The organism is Verrucomicrobiia bacterium (assembly GCA_019634635.1).
GTDB lineage: Bacteria > Verrucomicrobiota > Verrucomicrobiia > Limisphaerales > UBA9464 > UBA9464.
The window spans coordinates 63219-79651 of sequence record JAHCBB010000012.1 but is presented as its reverse complement, the minus strand read 5'-3'; the positions used below and the strand labels follow the sequence as shown (position 1 = coordinate 79651).

22 protein-coding genes are annotated in these 16433 nt (G+C 64.8%); 16 read left to right on the top strand and 6 right to left on the bottom strand.

All coding sequences use genetic code 11. The features are described 5' to 3' along the window. Positions 1 to 5: 5 nt before the first annotated feature. The 3 genes from KF791_10575 (at position 6) to KF791_10565 (ending at position 3043) form a co-directional block, all read left to right on the top strand. Entirely contained in the window at positions 6 to 674 is a 669-nt protein-coding gene (locus tag KF791_10575; protein MBX3733027.1) for a phosphoribosylanthranilate isomerase, read from the top strand. Between the two features lie 93 nt (positions 675 to 767). Further along, a complete protein-coding gene (gene argF / locus KF791_10570) occupies positions 768 to 1730 on the top strand; it encodes an ornithine carbamoyltransferase (protein ID MBX3733026.1) in 963 nt (320 codons plus the stop codon). A 68-nt stretch (positions 1731 to 1798) separates the two neighbouring features. Continuing rightward, entirely contained in the window at positions 1799 to 3043 is a 1245-nt protein-coding gene (locus tag KF791_10565) for a 4-hydroxy-3-methylbut-2-enyl diphosphate reductase (GenBank protein MBX3733025.1), read from the top strand. A 23-nt stretch (positions 3044 to 3066) separates the two neighbouring features. On the opposite strand, the gene thrB is transcribed toward KF791_10565, so the two are convergent. The 6 genes from thrB to KF791_10535 all read right to left on the bottom strand — a co-directional run bounded on the left by thrB (position 3067) and on the right by KF791_10535 (position 10344). Continuing rightward, a complete protein-coding gene (gene thrB, locus KF791_10560; protein ID MBX3733024.1) occupies positions 3067 to 3987 on the bottom strand; it encodes a homoserine kinase in 921 nt (306 codons plus the stop codon). 6 nt (positions 3988 to 3993) lie between these two features. Then, complete coding sequence (locus KF791_10555) at positions 3994 to 4974, bottom strand: NAD(P)-dependent glycerol-3-phosphate dehydrogenase (protein ID MBX3733023.1); 981 nt, start codon at positions 4972 to 4974, stop codon at positions 3994 to 3996. Beyond that, positions 4971 to 5597, bottom strand: coding sequence for a glycerol-3-phosphate 1-O-acyltransferase PlsY (gene plsY / locus KF791_10550; protein MBX3733022.1), 627 nt, complete (start codon positions 5595 to 5597; stop codon positions 4971 to 4973). The genes KF791_10555 and plsY overlap by 4 nt, the downstream gene beginning before the upstream one ends. Positions 5598 to 5711: 114 nt before the next feature. Then, positions 5712 to 9446 carry a DUF2723 domain-containing protein gene (locus KF791_10545; GenBank protein ID MBX3733021.1) on the bottom strand — a complete coding sequence of 1245 codons (3735 nt, stop codon included), beginning with the start codon at positions 9444 to 9446 and terminating at the stop codon, positions 5712 to 5714. Positions 9447 to 9488: 42 nt separating this feature from the next. Beyond that, the gene (locus KF791_10540) at positions 9489 to 9686 is read right to left on the bottom strand and encodes a hypothetical protein (protein ID MBX3733020.1); all 198 of its coding nucleotides are present in this window, start codon (positions 9684 to 9686) and stop codon (positions 9489 to 9491) included. A gap of 109 nt (positions 9687 to 9795) precedes the next feature. Then, complete coding sequence (locus KF791_10535; protein MBX3733019.1) at positions 9796 to 10344, bottom strand: sigma-70 family RNA polymerase sigma factor; 549 nt, start codon at positions 10342 to 10344, stop codon at positions 9796 to 9798. 370 nt (positions 10345 to 10714) lie between these two features. Between KF791_10535 and rplB the strand changes: the two genes are divergently transcribed. Genes rplB through rplF form a run of 13 tightly spaced genes read left to right on the top strand, consistent with a single transcriptional unit; the run spans position 10715 to position 16409 of the window. After that, positions 10715 to 11563: a 50S ribosomal protein L2 gene (gene rplB / locus KF791_10530; protein MBX3733018.1), complete on the top strand. Its 849-nt coding sequence runs from the start codon at positions 10715 to 10717 to the stop codon at positions 11561 to 11563. Positions 11564 to 11566: 3 nt separating this feature from the next. Next, positions 11567 to 11848, top strand: a complete 282-nt coding sequence (gene rpsS / locus KF791_10525) for a 30S ribosomal protein S19 (protein MBX3733017.1) — start codon at positions 11567 to 11569, stop codon at positions 11846 to 11848. Between the two features lie 12 nt (positions 11849 to 11860). Then, positions 11861 to 12193, top strand: a complete 333-nt coding sequence (rplV, locus tag KF791_10520) for a 50S ribosomal protein L22 (GenBank protein ID MBX3733016.1) — start codon at positions 11861 to 11863, stop codon at positions 12191 to 12193. A 4-nt stretch (positions 12194 to 12197) separates the two neighbouring features. Beyond that, entirely contained in the window at positions 12198 to 12905 is a 708-nt protein-coding gene (gene rpsC, locus KF791_10515; protein ID MBX3733015.1) for a 30S ribosomal protein S3, read from the top strand. Between the two features lie 12 nt (positions 12906 to 12917). Continuing rightward, positions 12918 to 13337 (top strand): 50S ribosomal protein L16, encoded by a 420-nt coding sequence (gene rplP, locus KF791_10510; GenBank protein ID MBX3733014.1) that lies wholly within the window; start codon positions 12918 to 12920, stop codon positions 13335 to 13337. A 13-nt stretch (positions 13338 to 13350) separates the two neighbouring features. Next, complete coding sequence (gene rpmC, locus KF791_10505) at positions 13351 to 13566, top strand: 50S ribosomal protein L29 (GenBank protein ID MBX3733013.1); 216 nt, start codon at positions 13351 to 13353, stop codon at positions 13564 to 13566. A gap of 8 nt (positions 13567 to 13574) precedes the next feature. Then, positions 13575 to 13859, top strand: a complete 285-nt coding sequence (gene rpsQ, locus KF791_10500; protein MBX3733012.1) for a 30S ribosomal protein S17 — start codon at positions 13575 to 13577, stop codon at positions 13857 to 13859. A gap of 26 nt (positions 13860 to 13885) precedes the next feature. Then, a complete protein-coding gene (rplN, locus tag KF791_10495; GenBank protein MBX3733011.1) occupies positions 13886 to 14251 on the top strand; it encodes a 50S ribosomal protein L14 in 366 nt (121 codons plus the stop codon). Positions 14252 to 14274: 23 nt separating this feature from the next. Beyond that, positions 14275 to 14592 (top strand): 50S ribosomal protein L24, encoded by a 318-nt coding sequence (gene rplX / locus KF791_10490; GenBank protein MBX3733010.1) that lies wholly within the window; start codon positions 14275 to 14277, stop codon positions 14590 to 14592. Between the two features lie 14 nt (positions 14593 to 14606). Further along, positions 14607 to 15146, top strand: a complete 540-nt coding sequence (gene rplE, locus KF791_10485; protein MBX3733009.1) for a 50S ribosomal protein L5 — start codon at positions 14607 to 14609, stop codon at positions 15144 to 15146. A 20-nt stretch (positions 15147 to 15166) separates the two neighbouring features. Beyond that, positions 15167 to 15436, top strand: a complete 270-nt coding sequence (gene rpsN, locus KF791_10480; protein ID MBX3733008.1) for a 30S ribosomal protein S14 — start codon at positions 15167 to 15169, stop codon at positions 15434 to 15436. Positions 15437 to 15457: 21 nt separating this feature from the next. Beyond that, entirely contained in the window at positions 15458 to 15844 is a 387-nt protein-coding gene (gene rpsH / locus KF791_10475) for a 30S ribosomal protein S8 (protein MBX3733007.1), read from the top strand. 28 nt (positions 15845 to 15872) lie between these two features. Beyond that, positions 15873 to 16409, top strand: coding sequence for a 50S ribosomal protein L6 (gene rplF / locus KF791_10470; GenBank protein ID MBX3733006.1), 537 nt, complete (start codon positions 15873 to 15875; stop codon positions 16407 to 16409). The last annotated feature ends 24 nt before the right edge of the window (positions 16410 to 16433 follow it).

Here is a 16433-nt window from a genome sequence, read left to right as displayed (position 1 = left end):
GGGTGATGGAAGCCTCCGAGGCGCGAACGCGGGTGAAGATCTGCGGTCTGACGGATCCGGGCGACGCGTGCGCCGCGGTCTCCGCGGGTGCTGATGCGCTCGGGTTTGTCTTTGCCGCCGGGTCGCCGCGCCAGGTGTCGGTGGCGTCCGTGGCGTCCATGGCGCAATCCCTGCCCCCATTCGTCGCGCGTGTCGGACTCTTTGTGGATGCGGCCGCGGACGTCGCGCGGGGGATCCTCCTCGAATCGGGCCTCGACACGGTCCAGTTTCATGGTGCCGAATCCCCGGACTACTGTGGGGCGTTCCGGGGCCGGTTCCGGGTGATCAAGGCGCTGCGGGTTCGGGGGGCGGAGACGTTGGGGCTGGTTGCGGGATACCGCGGATCGGTGGATGCCATCCTGCTGGACGCCTGGGTGCCGGGCGTTCACGGCGGCACGGGGGCGCGGTTCGATTGGGATCTCGGAGCGCGTGCGCACGAGTTTGGAATCCCTCTGATCCTGGCCGGAGGCCTCGATCCGGCGAACGTGGCCCGGGCAATCCGGCAGGTGCGCCCCTTTGCAGTGGATGTGTCGAGCGGGGTCGAACGGGCGCCGGGCCGCAAGGACGCGGGAAAGATGCGCCGGTTTCTGGACGCGGTCGCCGCGGAGCGCGGCTCCGACGTCACGGCATCGTGACCCCGTGGCCGAAGATGGCGCTTTTTCTGTTCACAAACGCAAGGACGCTCCGTCACGATGCCCCTTTGGCCTGCTCCTCCGAAGCGTTGCCTGATGAAACATCTGTTGAGCCTGGAATCCCTGTCCCGCGAGGCGATCGAGTCCATCATCGCACGCGTCCCCGCGTTCAAGCGAAGCCGCACGGCGCATGGGCGCCCGCTCGCCGGGCAGACCTGGGCGATGCTGTTCAGCAAGTCGTCCACGCGCACGCGCGTGAGTTTTGAGGTGGGGCTTCGCGAGTTGGGTGCCGGCGTGATCTTCCTGAACGCGTCCGAGATCCAATTGGGGCGTGGCGAGCCGATCCGGGATACCGCGAGGGTCCTTGGTCGCATGGTTCACGGGGCGGTGGTGCGCACGTACGCGCAGCAGGATGTCGAGGAGTTTGCCGAATTTTCGGGCATACCGACGATCAATGCCCTCACGGACGCCGAGCATCCGTGCCAGATCCTCACCGATCTCTACACCTTTCAGGAGTTGTCAGGGGCTCCGGTCGCCGGGCGCCAGGTGACGTTTGTGGGGGACGCCGCCTGCAATGTCCCGGCCAGCTGGATTTTTGCGGCGGCGCGCCTGGGATTTGAGTTGAGGCTGGCCGCCCCGGAGGCCTACCAGCCGGCGGGATCGCTGCTCGAACGTGCCGGGGGCCGGTCCGGCCCGGCGCTCTCGGGGGCTCCCGGCAACGCCCGCACCTGGTACTTCCCCAACGGGGCCACGGTGGTGTGCACGCCTGATCTGGAGTGGGCGGCCCAGGGAGCGGACCTGTTGTACACCGACGTCTGGGTTTCCATGGGCAAGGAGGCCGAGGCGGCCCGGCGCCTCAAGGACCTTGCGCACTACCAGATCAACGAGGCCCTGGTGTCGCGGGCCCGGCCCGGGGTCCTCGTCATGCATTGTTTGCCGGCCTATCGGGGCAGGGAAATTGACGCCGCGACCCTCGAGGCGCATGCCGGCACGATCTTCACCCAGGCGGAGAACCGGCTGCACACGCAAAAGGCGATCCTGGACTGGCTCCGCTCCTGAAGCGGATGGCCTGCCCGGGGAGGGGATCCGCTTCCATTCTTCCAAGCTCCCCCTAGTCTTCCGCTGCCATGTCCACGTTCCCGGCACCCCCCGCGCCCCCGGCTCGAAAGGTCAACCTGCGTCGTCCCGACGTGATGCAGGCGGTCTCCGCGCAGGTGGTGGCGCACTACCGCAGCGAACTGGTGGAGCGGCTCCGCGCCAACGGCGGCCGCATCACTCATGACGGGCTGACCATCAAGCTCGCAAAGGAATTCGGATTCTGCTACGGGGTCGAGCGGGCGATTGATCTGGCCTACGCGGCCCGGAAGGTGTTCCCCAATCCCGCGCGCATCTTCCTCCTCGGAGAAATCATCCACAACCCGGAGGTCAACGACCAGATCCGCGGCATGGGCATCGTGAGCATCTCCCCCAAGCCGACCGATGAGGAACTGGCCCGGCTGCAGCTTTCGGGGGAGGACGTGGTGTTGATTCCGGCCTTTGGGACCGAGGTGGCGACGCGGCGCAAGCTGGAGGCGATTGGATGCCAGATGGTGGACACCACCTGCGGGGACGTGATGAGCGTCTGGAAGCGGGTCCGGCAGTACAGCAAGGACGGGGTGACGAGCATCATCCACGGCAAGGCCAAGCACGAGGAGACCAAGGCCACGACCTCCCAGGCGACCGCCTACGGCACCGGTCATTATCTCGTGGTCTTCGACCTGTGCGAGACCGACTACGTGTGCCGCTACATTCTGGAGGGCGGCGACAAGGATGAATTTCTCGCGAAGTTCCGCGGGGCTCATTCTCCGGGTTTCGATCCCGAAATCCACCTCCAGGCGGTCGGCGTTGCCAATCAGACCACGATGCTGCGGGGGGAAACCGAGGAAGTGCAACGCCGGTTCCGGGCGGCGATGGAGTCCAAGTTTGGCATCGAAAGCCTTGGAGACCATTTCCGGGTCTTTGACACCATCTGTGGTGCCACCCAGGACCGGCAGGACGCCCTGGAGAAAATGCTCAAGGAGCCGATGGACCTGCTGATCGTCGTTGGCGGCTACAATTCCTCCAACACGTCCCATCTCGCGGAGATGGGTGAAAAGGTCTTGCCCACCTTCTTCATCAAGAATGCGGCCAAGATGGAGTCCGGAGCCCTGATCCGGCACTGGAACCAGCACATCAACCAGGAACTGGAGACCCGGGACTGGCTGCCCGCAGGACGCCCGGTCACCGTGGGCATCACGGCCGGGGCCAGCTGTCCCAACAACCTGATCGAGGACACCATCCGCCGGCTGTTTGATCTTCGTGGACTCGATGTGGCGGCGGTGCTCCGGGATTGAGCCTCCCTCCGGAGCCCCCCGGTTCAAACCGGCGCCAGCCCGTGGGGGTCCGCGGTCAACACACGCACCTCGGAATCCGGCAGGGCCCGGTGCATCGCCCGGGCGATGGCGTCCGGGCGCTCAACGGTCAGGCAGATGATGGTGGACCCGCTGCCGCTCAGCCATCCCCCGAGGGCGCCGGCGCGTTCACCCGCGCGGATCACCTTTCCAAGCGCCGGAATCAACTGCTGGCGATAGGGTTGATGGATCCGGTCGTCGAAGCACCCCCGGAGCTGATCGAGTCGTCCGCTGGCGAAGGCCGCGGTGATGAGGGCAACGCGGGTCAGGTTGTGGACGGTGTCGGCCTTGGAGAAGGATCCGGGCACCAACGTTCGGGCCATGGAGGTGCTGATCTCGAAGCGCGGAATGAGCGTGATGAACCGGACGCGTGGATTGACGGGAAACCGCACGGTGCGTGCCCGGTTTCCGACCAGTCCTGAAGCCGTGAACCCGCCGAAGACCGCGGGAGCGGCGTTGTCCGGATGCCCCTCAAGGTCGGTCACGAGCTGGAACAGGCCGTCCTGGTCGAGTGGATCGTCGCAAAGCCGGTTCAGGGCGCCGAGGCAACCCAGCCGGGCGGTGACACTGGATCCCAGGCCGCGGGCGATGGGTACATCGCCCTCCAGGCGCACCGTGATCCCGAAGGGACGTTCGCCCGTCGCCCGGAAAAACGAGCGGGCCGCCTCCGCCAGCATCGCGGTGGCGGCGGCCTTTGCGCCGTAGTCCATTGGGGATTCGAGCGTCACGCCTCGAACCGGGGTGCGGACGACGGTGGCCCGGTTGTAGAGGCGGAGGGCGATGCCCAGGGTGTCGAAGCCGGGCCCGAGGTTGGCCGTGGTGGCGGGGACGCGCACCGTGGCGCAGGTGCGGGCATGGGACCGGAGTTGGGGGTGACCTGCGGACATGGGACCTCAGTGTTCCTCCCTCGAGCCTCGTCCCAGGATGTCCGCCACCGCCTGCTGGGGGTGCTTGCCCTCGAAGAGCGCGGCGTGGATCTCGGCCGTGATGGGCGCGGACAGTCCCAGACGGCCGGCGAGGGCGTGCGCGCTGCGGGTCGTCGGGTAGCCTTCGACGACGGCAGGGTGTCGCGAGAGGAGTTCCTCCGGAGGGACGCCTTTGCAGAGGGATTCGCCGAAACTCCGGTTGCGACTGAGCTTGCTGAAGCAGGTGACCGTGAGATCGCCCATGCCACTGAGGCCGGCAAAGGTCTCGGGACGGGCGCCGCAGGCGATGCCAATGCGGGTCATTTCCGAGAGTCCGCGAGTCACGAGTGCGGCTTTCGAGTTATCGCCGAAATTGAACCCGTCGCAGGCACCTGCAGCGATGGCGATGACGTTCTTGAGCGCCCCGCCAAGCTCCACGCCGATCACGTCCGGACTGGTATAGACGCGGAACGTCGGCCGGTGGAACAGCGCCTGGACCTGCAGTCCGAGATCCCGATCGGCGCTGGCCACCACGACCGCGGTTGGGGCGTTGCGGGCGACCTCGGCGGCGAGGGAGGGTCCGGACAGCGCCGCTGTGCGGGCCCGGGGGGCGGTTTCCGCGAGGATACCGGACATCGTCAGCCCTGTGGAATGTTCCAAACCCTTGGTGGTGCTGACGACAAAGCCCTCGAAGCCACCGAGATGGCTGGCAATATCGCGGAACACCCGGGAGGGCACGGAGAGGATGACCCCTTCGGCCTCGCGCAAAGCGGATGCCAGGTTGGCTTCGAACCGCCAATCGGGCGGCAGGGGCACGCCGGGAAGGTACCGGCGGTTTTCGTGGGCGCTTGCCGCCTCGGCGAGGTGGTCCGGATCGTGTCCCCAGAGGGTGATCTGGTGACGGTTTTGATGAAGGACGAGGCCGAGGGCAGTGCCCCAGGCGCCGGCGCCGACGATGGTGAGGTTCATGGTGGGGGAACGGGATTCGCAGGGGCCGGGGATCCCAGGCGGCGCTCGGTGCCGGCCCGCAGTCGCTGCAGATTACCGCGGTGACGCCAGATCACGAGCAATCCGATGGTCGCGGTGAGCGCCACCCGCGGCCAATGGGCGCCCGTGAAGGCGGTGGCGAATGGCAGGACCACGGCGGCCACCAGGCTGCCGAGTGAGACGTAACGACTGACCGCGATCACCAGAATCCAGGTCGCCAGGGTAATGAGGAACGCCACCGGAACCAGTGCGGCCAGCACTCCCGCCGACGTCGCCACCCCCTTTCCCCCCTGGAAGCGCAGCCAGAAGGTGTAGGTGTGCCCAAGGATCGCTCCGATCCCTGAGACGAGAGGGAGGTACAGTCGAACTTCCTCGGGGCTGACCCAGTCCCCGAACACTCCGGGTGCCAGCAGCACCGCCGCCGCGCCCTTGAGCGCATCCGCGACCAGCACAAAAATTCCTGCCGGCTTGCCGAGGACCCTCAACACATTGGTGGCGCCGATGTTTCCGGAGCCGTGGGCCCGGATGTCCACTCCCCGGGCCCGCGCCACCAGATAACCGGTCGGCACGGACCCGATGACGTACGCGATCAGCGCGGTCAGCAGGTAGGCGGCAAGGGCCACCCGCGGGTTGTAGGGTTCCGGCGGGTCCCTCGCCAAGAATGGAGTTTCGCCGATCCCGAATCCTTCCGCGTCGCAGTACGGGTGGCGGCGGCTGTTTCAGGGCAGTTGGAGCGAGGGTCGCACGGTATCGAACCGGGGATCATTGCGGAAAAGATCCCGCAGGTTGCGTGCTTTGGGATCGCGGGCCATCCGCGCATCGTTGAGGCGGATCGCGGTGGTGAGGTGGGTCTGGGCCTCCAACTGCTTGCCCTGTGCGGCGAGGATCGCCGCCAGGTCGAACCAGGCCTCGGGGCTGTCCGGGGACTTTTGAGCGAAGCGCGTCAGCGCGTCCTCCATCTTGTCAATCCGATTGATCATCTGGTAGGCTTGCGCGAGCGAGATCAACGTCCGGGTGTCGCTGGCCGGATTCGTCAGAAGGGCATCCAGCACCTCCATCGCGGTGTTGCTCCGGTTGGCCTGCAGGTAGCTGGAGGCCAGTTGAAATCCCAGGTCGGCGTTGGTGGGTTCCGCGCGGAAGCGCCGCTCCGTTTCCTGAAGATCCTTCAGATTGAGCGCCGCCGGCGGGCGGGTGTCCCGCAGGTTGCGGAGCTGGATCACCAGGTCGCGAACCCCGAGGTTGTCGGGATCAAAGCTGGCACAGGTCTCGGCGACACGCGCCGCATCGTCGTAGCGTCCCATGCCCGCCAGCAGCGAGGCGTAGTTGAACACCGTCTCGGGACTGTACGGGCACAGGGCGAACGCCTGTTTCAGGGCATATTCCGCCTCACGCAGGTAGAGTTGCTGCAGCTCCGGCTTGTCGAGCGCGCGCTGGGCGCGCCAGCCGTAGATGCTCTTGCCCTGGGCGTTGCGCAGCTTGCTGAACGCCTTCTGGGCCTGACGATCCCGGACGAATTTCGGGTCGCCCTTGAAGTCGCGGAGATCCCGGCGCTGGTAGGTGCGGATGGCAAAATCGGCCACTTCCGACACCGGGGTGTCGTACTGGATCCAGTCGCCGATGAAGCGCTTCAGGTACTGGCGCCAGAATTCATGGTCCGCAGCCAGCACTTCCGGGGACAGTTCGTCCACCGGGTTGCGCTCGATCTTCATGATGATGCCGAAGGGCACCAGGTGGGGATGCATCCACTTCAGCGGGAAGCTCTCCTCGACGTAAAACTCGTGGTCCGGATTCTTGTCAAAGATGACCTTGGTCAGCAGGCCGTTGATCGCCATGACCGCCACCTGACCGGTCACCGAGACCCGGCCGTCGGGAAGCAGTCGGACATCTTCGCCCGGGTCCAGTTGGTTGGGGTACCGTTGAGCGGCGTCCGCGGTGTACTCCTGGAAGGAGCGGGACGCCTCCTCGGGCGTTGGGATGTGAATTTCCAGATCCGGATAGAGCCCGCCAAGGCTGGTGGCGATCAATCCCGGGTACGCCGCCTCCAGGAGTTCGCGATTGAGCCGGATCCGATTGGGGGTTGGTGGATCCTGCCGGGCAAAGCGAAGCAGTCGCGGACTCAGTTCCACCCCCTCGAATCTCGAGGGCACGGCATGCAGGGACGGTCCTTCAATCACCCGGTTGAGGCCCCTCGCGAGGTCGGCGGGCGTGGCAAGGGCCTCGGCGCCGAGGGCATCGCGCAGGTGAACGGAAAGCGGGTCGTCACCGGACCGCAGGCGCGATTGAAGTGCGGGGAAGTCGGTGAAGTCATCGGGACGGAACATCGAGCTTCCGGCACGCCGCCGCTTTTCGATGCGCGCTCCCAGGTGGGAGAGGTACCGGTCCAGCGGGGCGGCCATCCGGGCGAGCAGGTTGGTCCGTCCACGCGATGCCGACCGGGCGTCGTTCAGCATGCCCTGGAAGAACGGGGGATCCTTCTGGGCGCTGCGCTGATAGTGCGCCCGGATGTAGTCGAGGTACGTGTTGTCCGCCAAGGCGTTCTGGGTGATGATGTACACGTCCCGCCGGTCGAACTTTGGATTCAGCTTGTCCTTTGGCGGCGTGAAGCTGTCGGCGAAGATCATGTACGTGGGGGCGAACCGCCCCGGGTCGGTGCCCCCGAACAGGATGGTGTCCTGTGCCATCGAGGAATAGACGGGTTGGCCGTCCTCCTTCCGCGGTGCGGGCGCCACCGGGGTGTCCATTCCCGGCTCAAACATGTCGTGCCCGAACCAATACCCGAAGTAGTGATGACGCTGCTCATTGTCCGCCCAATGGGACAGTGCGGAGTCCAGCGGAATCAGGGCAAAGAGGGCGAGAAACGGCGCCAGTTGGGCGCGCTCTCGATGCATCAGGATCAGGGCAAGGAAGCACAGGGACAGGACGAGGCTGACCAGCGCGGCAGTCCTGAGGATGGTGAAGGCCGTCTCATGGAACGTGCCCACGACCTCGTAGAGATTGAAGGCGCTGGCCACCGCGGCCCCCATCAGGAGCGGAAATCGGTAGCGTTCGTACTGGGTCAGGATCATCGCACCGATCAGCGACAGGCCGTAGCCGACACCCAGGGCGATCAGGACGTGGGAGGTCGTGAAGAACACCTTGACCAGGTCCCGGTTCTGTTTGTCCACGCCCGGGTTGAGCAGGATCAGGAGCAGCACGGCGAGGCAGAGGTAGATGGCACTGAGCCCCAGGATCCACCCGCGTTCGCGGCGCTGCATGCGCATCAAAAAGGCAAAGGGGACGAGTCCGATGAGGAGATTGGCCCAGTTGAATTCCTCCCGGGCCCCCTCGGCGTACATGAAGAGTTGCCGGAAGAGCAGGACGGGGTCGCTGGTCGGGGTGGTTTTCTCGTACTGGCCGCGTGTGAAAGCATGGATGAACCCCTCCCAAGTCCGCGGATAGCCCCAGTTCATGGGCGGGTTGGTCATCGAGGCGACCGGCATGTAGAAATAAATCAGGGCGCCCAGGAACCAGAACAGTCCGCAGAAGGCGGCAATGTGAAGCCGGTTGCCCAGGGTTCCCGTCTGGACCGCCAGCCAGCCGGCCGCAAGGGCGGAACCCATGCCGACGAGGTTGAAGATGATCAGCAGGGACGGGTTTTGGGTGAACGTCTGGATCTTGCCACTGAAGTGCGCCAGCAACCCGAGCATCCAGATCAGGGCGTTTCCGAGGAACAGGTCCCGTCCGAGCTTCCGGTCCGCCATCGCGACCAGCACCTCGATGCCCATCGCGCCCACGATCAGGGTCTGGTGGTTGGCGAAGCAAAGGCCGAACACGAAGAACGCCGCGTAGAGGTAGCGACGCTGGCTGGGTGCGTAGCTCCAGCGCATCAGCAGGACGAGGGTGAGCGTCAGGGTGAGCACCGCCAGGGTGTAGACCTCCACGATCACCGCCTGGCTCCAGATGAATCCGTTGAATCCGATCAGCAGGCCGCTGACAAATCCGGAAACAAAGCATTGAGGGTTCTCCCATCGCCGGGACAGGTCCTTGAACAGGTCAATGCTCTCGAGGATCAGGCTGCTGCCCCGCGACACCATCAAGCCGACGATGCCCGCCGCGAACGCGGCGGCGACGGCGGACGACACGGCCACCCGCCACGCGATGCTGGAAAACGGCAGGAGCTTGGTGAAGGCCCAGCTGTAAAGGGTCCAAAGCGGATAGCCCGGTGGATGGGGCACGCCGGCGTACATGGAGCCCACCGCCAGTTCGCCGGAGTCCTCAAGCGTCAGGTCCGGTGCAATGGTCAGCAGGTAGGTCAGGAGCATCACCGCCGTGACAACCGCGAAGGTGATCCAGTCCACGGGACGGAACAGCCGGCGGACCTCGGGTGCGGCCTCGGAGGCCGGTGTGGGGGAGGGCTTCGGAGCCGGGCTGGTGGAACCGGCGGGGGCGGCGGGTGACGATTTTGGTTTCGCCATGGGAGGGGGGCTCGTCGGTCAGGAACTTCGGGAAACCCGGTCTCAATTGAGGCTGCCCAAAGAATCGTTAGTGGAGGGCCCCCGGGCTGCATTTGTCCATGCAAAACCAGCCTGAGAAACGGAGTTCTGGGCGCTTTGCGCCGCGGCGGCATGCAGGGCTGCGATCTGGGCCGTCGCCGCTCCGGTGGCCACCGGCAACTGCCGGGAGGCTGGATCCACCACCAGGGATCCCACGATCATCGCCATGCCGAGTGCCGGGGCCAGCCAGGCGAATCCACGGGAAAGGGGCGATGGCCCAGACGGCGGCAGCCGCCGAGGAAAAAGGCGACGGCGCAGCCTCTGGGACGGGCTACGCGGGGTCCAAGAGGCCAGGGATTGTTCCAACGAGTGGTTCGTGTTCATGCGGAGACTGGGGTTGCTCTTGGAGAAGACAGGTTCGGAGGCGGTTCATGCCGTAACGATAACGCCCGGCCGCAGTGCTGGCTGGCAGGCCCAAGAGCTCGGCAATCTCCTCAAAAGTGCGTCGGTGCCAGATCTTCAGCACGATCACCTCCCGCTGTTCCCGCGGGAGGGCCTCAAGGCATTTCATGGCAGCACGCTCGTGAGGGGATTCGGACGGCGACACTTCGAACCACCGGTGCGACTCGAACTCCCGTGACAGTCGGCGCAGGAGGGAGCGGCGATGGTTGATCGCCCGGTTGCGAACTGACCGGAGCAGATAGTGGACCGGATTGTCGGGCAGTCGGCCCAGGGCGAGCAATGCCGCGAACACCTCGTGGAGCACGTCCTCGGCTTCGGAATGCGACAGGCCCAGGCTGCGGGCGTAGAGGAGCAGGCGCGCGGCGGACTCCTCGTACAGGGCGGTGCAGGCGGATTCGATGGTCGGTAGCGGGCTCACGCGAGCGGTTTCAATGGCACCTCGGGAAGGGAGACACTGCCACTGGCGGATTTGTATGTCGCCGGGGAAAAAAGCCGGAAACCATTGGGCCTTCGCGCTGTCCCACGCGGGAATTCGAACGACGATCTCCACCTGGAGTTGGCCGGAGGTTGGCCGGGAGTTGGCTGAGAATTGGCCCGTCGGACGGAACGATTGAAAGAATTCACAAAAAGGTATTGCATGCCATGACAGTGGTTTCTAGGCTTCTTGCTCCGTTTCGTCATCGCAGGATGCGTAGCGGAATTGTCCGACCGATAACCGTGTTGCCCCAAGCAACCGGAAGTGATGGCCGGGCGCACGAGGGCCACCGCCCCGTGACTGAAAATTTGCCGTGAAAACATTTCGACCGTTAACGCCCTCCACGCGTTATGTGACCGTGGAGGATTTCTCGGACATAACAAAGACGCGTCCGGAGAAAGCGCTGGTGTTCACCAAAAAGGGCACCGGCGGCCGCAATAATTACGGTCGTGTCACGGTCCGCGCCCGCGGCGGCGGTCACAAGCGGAAGATCCGCACGGTGGACTTCCGGCGCCGCCGTTTCGGTGTGGAGGCCAAGGTCGTTGCCATCGAGTACGATCCCAACCGCACCGCGCGCATCGCGCTGATTGAGTATCCGGACCAGGAGCGCACCTACATTCTTTGCCCGGATGGATTGCAGGTGGGGACGGCTGTCATGAGTGGCCCGACGGCGCCCCCGACGGTGGGGAACGCGTTGCCACTGGGAAACATCCCGGTGGGTGTCGCCATACACAACCTGGAACTGACCCCCGGTCGGGGCGCCCAGATGGTCCGGTCGGCCGGGGCTGCGGCCACGTTGATGTCCCGGGACGAGGGCTATGCGCAGGTGCGGCTGCCCTCGGGAGAGATCCGGAAGATCCACGAGTCCTGCATGGCCACGGTCGGCCAGGTGGGGAACGCCCAGTGGGAGAATGTGATCCTTGGCAAGGCGGGTCGTGCCCGCCATCTCGGCATCCGGCCGATGTCGCGCGGCATGGTGCGCAACCCGGTGGATCACCCGAATGGGGGCGGGCAGGGCAAGTCCAAGGGGGGCGGCGGGCGCCAGCACCTCACCTCGCCATGGGGTCTGCTTGCCAAAGGCTACCGCACCCGAAACCGCAAGAAAATTTCCAACCGGTTCATCCTGGTTCGCCGGGATGGTCGTCCGATGAAACTCAAATAGCGTATGGGGCGTTCACTCAAGAAGGGGCCGTTTGTCGAGCCCAGCCTGCTGAGTCGGGTGGAGAAGGCGAGGGCTGCCAAGTCCAAGGCGCCGATCAAGACCTGGTCCCGCCGGTCCACGATCATCCCGGACTTTGTCGGGCTGACCTTCAACGTTCACAACGGCAAGGTGTTCAATCCGGTTTTCGTCACGGAAAACATGGTGGGCCACAAGCTGGGTGAATTCAGTTTCACCCGAACCTTCAAGAAACACGGAGCGCACACGGCGAAGGCCGAGGCGAAATAGCAAGCCCTTCCCATGGAAGTCCAGGCCATCACCAAGAATTTCAGGATGTCCGCGCAGAAGATGCGCGAAGTCACCCGTCAGGTGCAGGGACTGCCCGCCGCGCAGGCGCTGGCGGTCCTCCAGTTCGTCCCCCGCAAGTCGGCCCGGGTCGTCGCCAAGACGCTCCAGTCCGCCATCGCCAACGCCGAGAACAATCACGGTCTCAAGGTGGAACGTTTGGTGGTGCACCGGGCGGCCGCGGAGACGGCGTCCAGCTTCAAGCGGTTCACGCCGAAGGCGCGGGGGTCCGCGGGACCGATCATCAAGCGCAATTGCCACGTGCGCATCGTTTTGACGGAGGTTTGATTTTATGGGCCAGAAAACGAATCCAATCGGTCTGCGCCTGCCGGTGACGCGCGACTGGCGTTCCAAATGGTTTGCCAACCATCGCGACTTCCCCGGGCTCCTTCGGGAGGACCGCCGGATCCGGGAGGCGCTCAAGCGCAAGCTCGAGTCCGCGGCCGTTCCCAAGATCCAGATCGAGCGGGCGGCCAATCGGTGCCGCGTGACGATCTTCACGGCGCGCCCCGGGGTGGTCATCGGCCGCAAGGGCTCCGAGATTGACCGGCTCAAGGAGGATCTCTCCCGACTGACCGGCAAGGAGGTCTACGTGGACATCCAGGAGGTCAAGCAGGCGGAGACCGATGCCCAGCTGGTTGCGGAGAGTGTGGCCATGCAGCTCGAGCGCCGCATTTCGTTCCGTCGTGCCATGAAGAGGGCGCTCCAGATCGCCATGGAAAACGGGGTCGAGGGCATCAAGATCCGCTGCGGGGGCCGGCTCGGGGGTGCTGAAATCTCCCGGGTTGAAACCTACCGCGAAGGCCGGGTGCCGCTGCACACCCTTCGCGCAAACATTGACTACGGTTTTGCCGAGGCCCAGACGCTCTACGGGAAGCTCGGGGTCAAGTGCTGGATCTGCAAGGGGGAGACCAAACGGTCCGAGAACAAGACGGCCGCGCCCGCCTCGCCCATCGCCGCGGCGCGCCGTGAAGCAGCCAACGTTGAACGGGCAGCCTGAGGAGACACGCGTATGGCCATGATGCCGGCAAGGGTCAAGTACCGCAAAATGCAGCGGGGGAGTCGCACGGGGATCGCCTCGCGCGGCAACAGTGTGGCGTTTGGAGAGTACGGACTTCAGGCGCTTGAACGCTGCTGGATGGACGCCAAGCAGATCGAGGCGGCGCGCGTGGCGATCACCCGATTCATGAAGCGCCGGGGCAAGGTCTGGATCCGAATCTTCCCGGACAAAAGCTTCACCAAGAAGCCGCTTGAGGTGCGGATGGGAACCGGCAAGGGCGGTGTCGAGTCCTGGGTGGCCGTCATCCGCCCCGCGAGCATTCTGTTCGAGGTGGATGGCGTCACCGAGAGCATCGCGCGCGAGGCGATGCGTCTTGCCGCCAGCAAGCTGCCGATCGCCACCAAATTCATCGTCCGTCACAAACTCACCTGATCCCATGGCGAACTTGACGTACAACGATTTGAAGGACCTGACCGCGCAGGAGCTCGGTGCCAAGGGCCGTGAACTGCGCCAGGAGCTGTTTCACCTGCGCATCCAGAAAGCCACGGCACGGCTCGAAAAGACGCATCGCATGCGCCAGATCCGCCGCGAGATCGCGCGGTGCGAGACCCGCCTGACGCAGATCCGCCGCGTCGCAGCCGCATCCCCCAATTCTCCCTGAACCGTCCCATGGTTGATTCCATCCCCCAACGAGGCCACCGCAAGGAGCGCGTCGGCGAGGTCGTGTCGGACAAGATGTCCAAGACCATCGTCGTCCGCGTGGAACGTCGCTTCCGCCATCCCCAGTTCAAGAAGGTGGTCACGGCCTACAGCAAGCTGTACGCCCACGACGAGGGCGAACGGGCCCAGACCGGGGACTTGGTGCGCGTCGAGGAGACGCGTCCGCTTTCCCGCAGCAAGCGATGGCGGCTGGTGGAGATCCTGAACCCGGATGGATCGGTCAGGACCGCCTGAAGGCCGCACTTTTTCCCCGATAAATCATGCTTCAAATCCGCTCCAGTCTCGACGTGGCCGACAACACGGGTGCCAAGGTCGCGTGGACCATCGGCGTGATTGGCCGCAATCAGCGGTACGCCGGTGTCGGTGACATCATCAAGGTCCACATCAAGGAGGCCTCGCCTGACGGCACCGTGAAAAAGGGTGAGGTTCAGACGGCCGTGGTGGTGCGCACCCGCGCTCCGATCCGGCGGGCCGACGGCTCCTATCTGCGGTTCGACCGCAATGCGGTCGTGATCATTGACAAGGAAAACAATCCGAAGGGCACCCGGATCTTCGGGCCGGTCGCCCGTGAGCTTCGCGAGAAGCGCTTCATGAAGATTATTTCCCTGGCCCCGGAGGTCATTTGAGATCCAGCACCATGAGCGAGCCCATTCAACAACGGTTTCATGTCCGGCGCGGTGACGAGGTGGTCGTCATTGCGGGGTCCGCCAAGGGCCGCCGTGGAAAGATCACCCAGGTGCTCAGGAAAAAGGGCGCGGTCGTCCTTGAGGGGGTTGACGACCGGTCCAGGGATGCCGACGAACGGCGCCGGCTGGTGAAACCTGTGCTGCACTACCTGCGCAAGAGCCAGCAGAATCCCCAGGGGGGATTGCTCTGGCTCGAGGGGCCGGTGCACGTCTCCAACGTGATGACCGTGACGGAGTTCGAGCGACGCCGCTCCCGACGGGCCACCTCCAGGCCGGCCTGATGTCCGATCTCCCGATGAAACCCCGTCTTTACACCAAGTATGTCCAGGAGGTCGTGCCCGCCCTGAAGGCGAGCCGCGGTTACGCCAACCTCCATCAGGTCCCCCGGATTGAGAAGATCGTTCTTAACATGGGCGTCCGCTCCGATGCGGAGAAGGGGTCCGTCGAGGAGGCGGCCCGTGAACTGGGCATGATCACCGGCCGGAAGCCCGTCATCACGAAGGCGAAGAAGAGTGTCGCCAATTTCAAGCTGCGCGAGGGCCAGGCAATCGGTTGCAAGGTGACGCTCCGGCGCGAGGTGATGTATGAGTTTTTGGACCGCCTCGTCACCGCGGCCCTCCCGCGAATCCGGGATTTCCGCGGGGTGTCCCCGAGGAAATTCGACGGACGGGGAACGTATTCGTTGGGGCTCCCCGACCAGACCATCTTCCCGGAAATCGAACTCGACAAGATCAAGCGGCAGCAGGGCATGGACGTGACCATTGTGACCACGGCCGACTCCGACGAGGAAGCCCGGGAACTCCTTTCCCTCATGGGGATGCCCTTCGCCAAGTAACCCGAATAGAACGACGCCCTATGGCCAAAAAATCCTGGCTGGAACGAAACAAGCGCAAGGCGGCGACCGTGAAGAAATACGCGGTGATCCGGGCGGAATTGAAGGCGCGCGGCGATTACGCCGGGCTGGCCAAACTCCCGCGGAATGCCAGTCCTGTCCGCCTGGTGAACCGGTGCGAATTCAGCGGACGCCGCCGCGCCTACCTTCGCAAGTACGGCATTTCCCGGCTGACGTTCCGTGAGGCGGCGCTCTCAGGGCTCATTCCGGGAGTGGTCAAGGCCAGTTGGTAATTCGAAGTCAAGCTCCCGAAAATGCACGATCCCATCTCTGACCTCCTGACCCGCATCCGGAACGCCGGCATGGCCCAGCATCGGGAGTTGGTGCTGCCGCACTCCCGTCTCAAGGAGGCCGTGGCCCGCATCCTCCAGCAGGAGGGATTCCTCAGCGCGGTTCGTGTTGAGGGCACCCCACTGAAACAACTTCACCTCGAACTGAAGTATCAGGGCCGGCGCAGCGCCATCACGGGTCTGCGGCAGATCTCCACCCCCGGTCTCCGCCGTTATGTGGGAGCCGGCTCGATCCCAAGGGTCCTCGGAGGCCTGGGTGTTGCGGTCCTGTCCACCCCAAAAGGTGTCGTGACCGGGTCCGATGCGCGGAAACTGAACGTGGGTGGTGAAGTCCTCTGTTACGTCTGGTAACGCCGTTGCCGTCCTCTCCCACTGATCTATGTCCCGTATTGGAAAATCCCCGGTGGTCATCCCCGCCAAAGTCAAGGTGACCGTTTCCGCGAACCGGGTCGCTGCGGAAGGTCCCCGTGGCCGGCTCGAGTTTTCACTGCCGAAGCACACTTCCGCGGAGGTGTCCGGCAGCGAGGTCCGCGTGCAGCGGGATGGCGACGGTGGGGCGGCCAGGTCCATGCACGGTCTGGCCCGCGCCATCATTCAAAACATGGTGACCGGAGTGTCCGATGGCTTCAGCAAGAAGCTCGAGATTCAAGGGGTCGGTTTCAAGGCATCCGTTCAGGGGACCACCGTGAATCTGGCGCTTGGATTCAGCCATCCGATTCTTTATGCGCTGCCCGCCGGGATCAAGGTGACCGTCGAGGAGAACACCAAGTTGACGGTGGAGGGTGCCGACAAGGAGCTCGTGGGCCGTGTGGCGGCCGAGATTCGCAGCTATTACCCGCCGGAACCCTACAAGGGCAAGGGCGTCCGGTACGCCGGGGAAAAGGTCACCCGCAAGGAGGGCAAGACGGTCCAGTAGAGGGGCCGGTCGCGGTCATCAGCA

Bases quoted from the DNA above. Each gene is read 5' to 3' on its own strand.
- KF791_10545 (MBX3733021.1), bottom strand. From the start codon at position 9,446: ATGGCGAAACCAAAATCGTCACCCGCCGCCCCCGCCGGTTCCACCAGC.
- argF (MBX3733026.1), top strand. From the start codon at position 768: ATGAAACATCTGTTGAGCCTGGAATCCCTGTCCCGCGAGGCGATCGAG.
- rpsC (MBX3733015.1), top strand. From the start codon at position 12,198: ATGGGCCAGAAAACGAATCCAATCGGTCTGCGCCTGCCGGTGACGCGC.
- KF791_10555 (MBX3733023.1), bottom strand. From the start codon at position 4,974: ATGAACCTCACCATCGTCGGCGCCGGCGCCTGGGGCACTGCCCTCGGC.
- rplE (MBX3733009.1), top strand. From the start codon at position 14,607: ATGAAACCCCGTCTTTACACCAAGTATGTCCAGGAGGTCGTGCCCGCC.
- rpsQ (MBX3733012.1), top strand. From the start codon at position 13,575: ATGGTTGATTCCATCCCCCAACGAGGCCACCGCAAGGAGCGCGTCGGC.
- thrB (MBX3733024.1), bottom strand. From the start codon at position 3,987: ATGTCCGCAGGTCACCCCCAACTCCGGTCCCATGCCCGCACCTGCGCC.
- rplV (MBX3733016.1), top strand. From the start codon at position 11,861: ATGGAAGTCCAGGCCATCACCAAGAATTTCAGGATGTCCGCGCAGAAG.
- rplN (MBX3733011.1), top strand. From the start codon at position 13,886: ATGCTTCAAATCCGCTCCAGTCTCGACGTGGCCGACAACACGGGTGCC.
- KF791_10575 (MBX3733027.1), top strand. From the start codon at position 6: ATGGAAGCCTCCGAGGCGCGAACGCGGGTGAAGATCTGCGGTCTGACG.
- rpsH (MBX3733007.1), top strand. From the start codon at position 15,458: ATGCACGATCCCATCTCTGACCTCCTGACCCGCATCCGGAACGCCGGC.
- rpsS (MBX3733017.1), top strand. From the start codon at position 11,567: ATGGGGCGTTCACTCAAGAAGGGGCCGTTTGTCGAGCCCAGCCTGCTG.
- rplP (MBX3733014.1), top strand. From the start codon at position 12,918: ATGGCCATGATGCCGGCAAGGGTCAAGTACCGCAAAATGCAGCGGGGG.
- KF791_10565 (MBX3733025.1), top strand. From the start codon at position 1,799: ATGTCCACGTTCCCGGCACCCCCCGCGCCCCCGGCTCGAAAGGTCAAC.
- KF791_10540 (MBX3733020.1), bottom strand. From the start codon at position 9,686: ATGATCGTGGGATCCCTGGTGGTGGATCCAGCCTCCCGGCAGTTGCCG.
- rpsN (MBX3733008.1), top strand. From the start codon at position 15,167: ATGGCCAAAAAATCCTGGCTGGAACGAAACAAGCGCAAGGCGGCGACC.
- rplF (MBX3733006.1), top strand. From the start codon at position 15,873: ATGTCCCGTATTGGAAAATCCCCGGTGGTCATCCCCGCCAAAGTCAAG.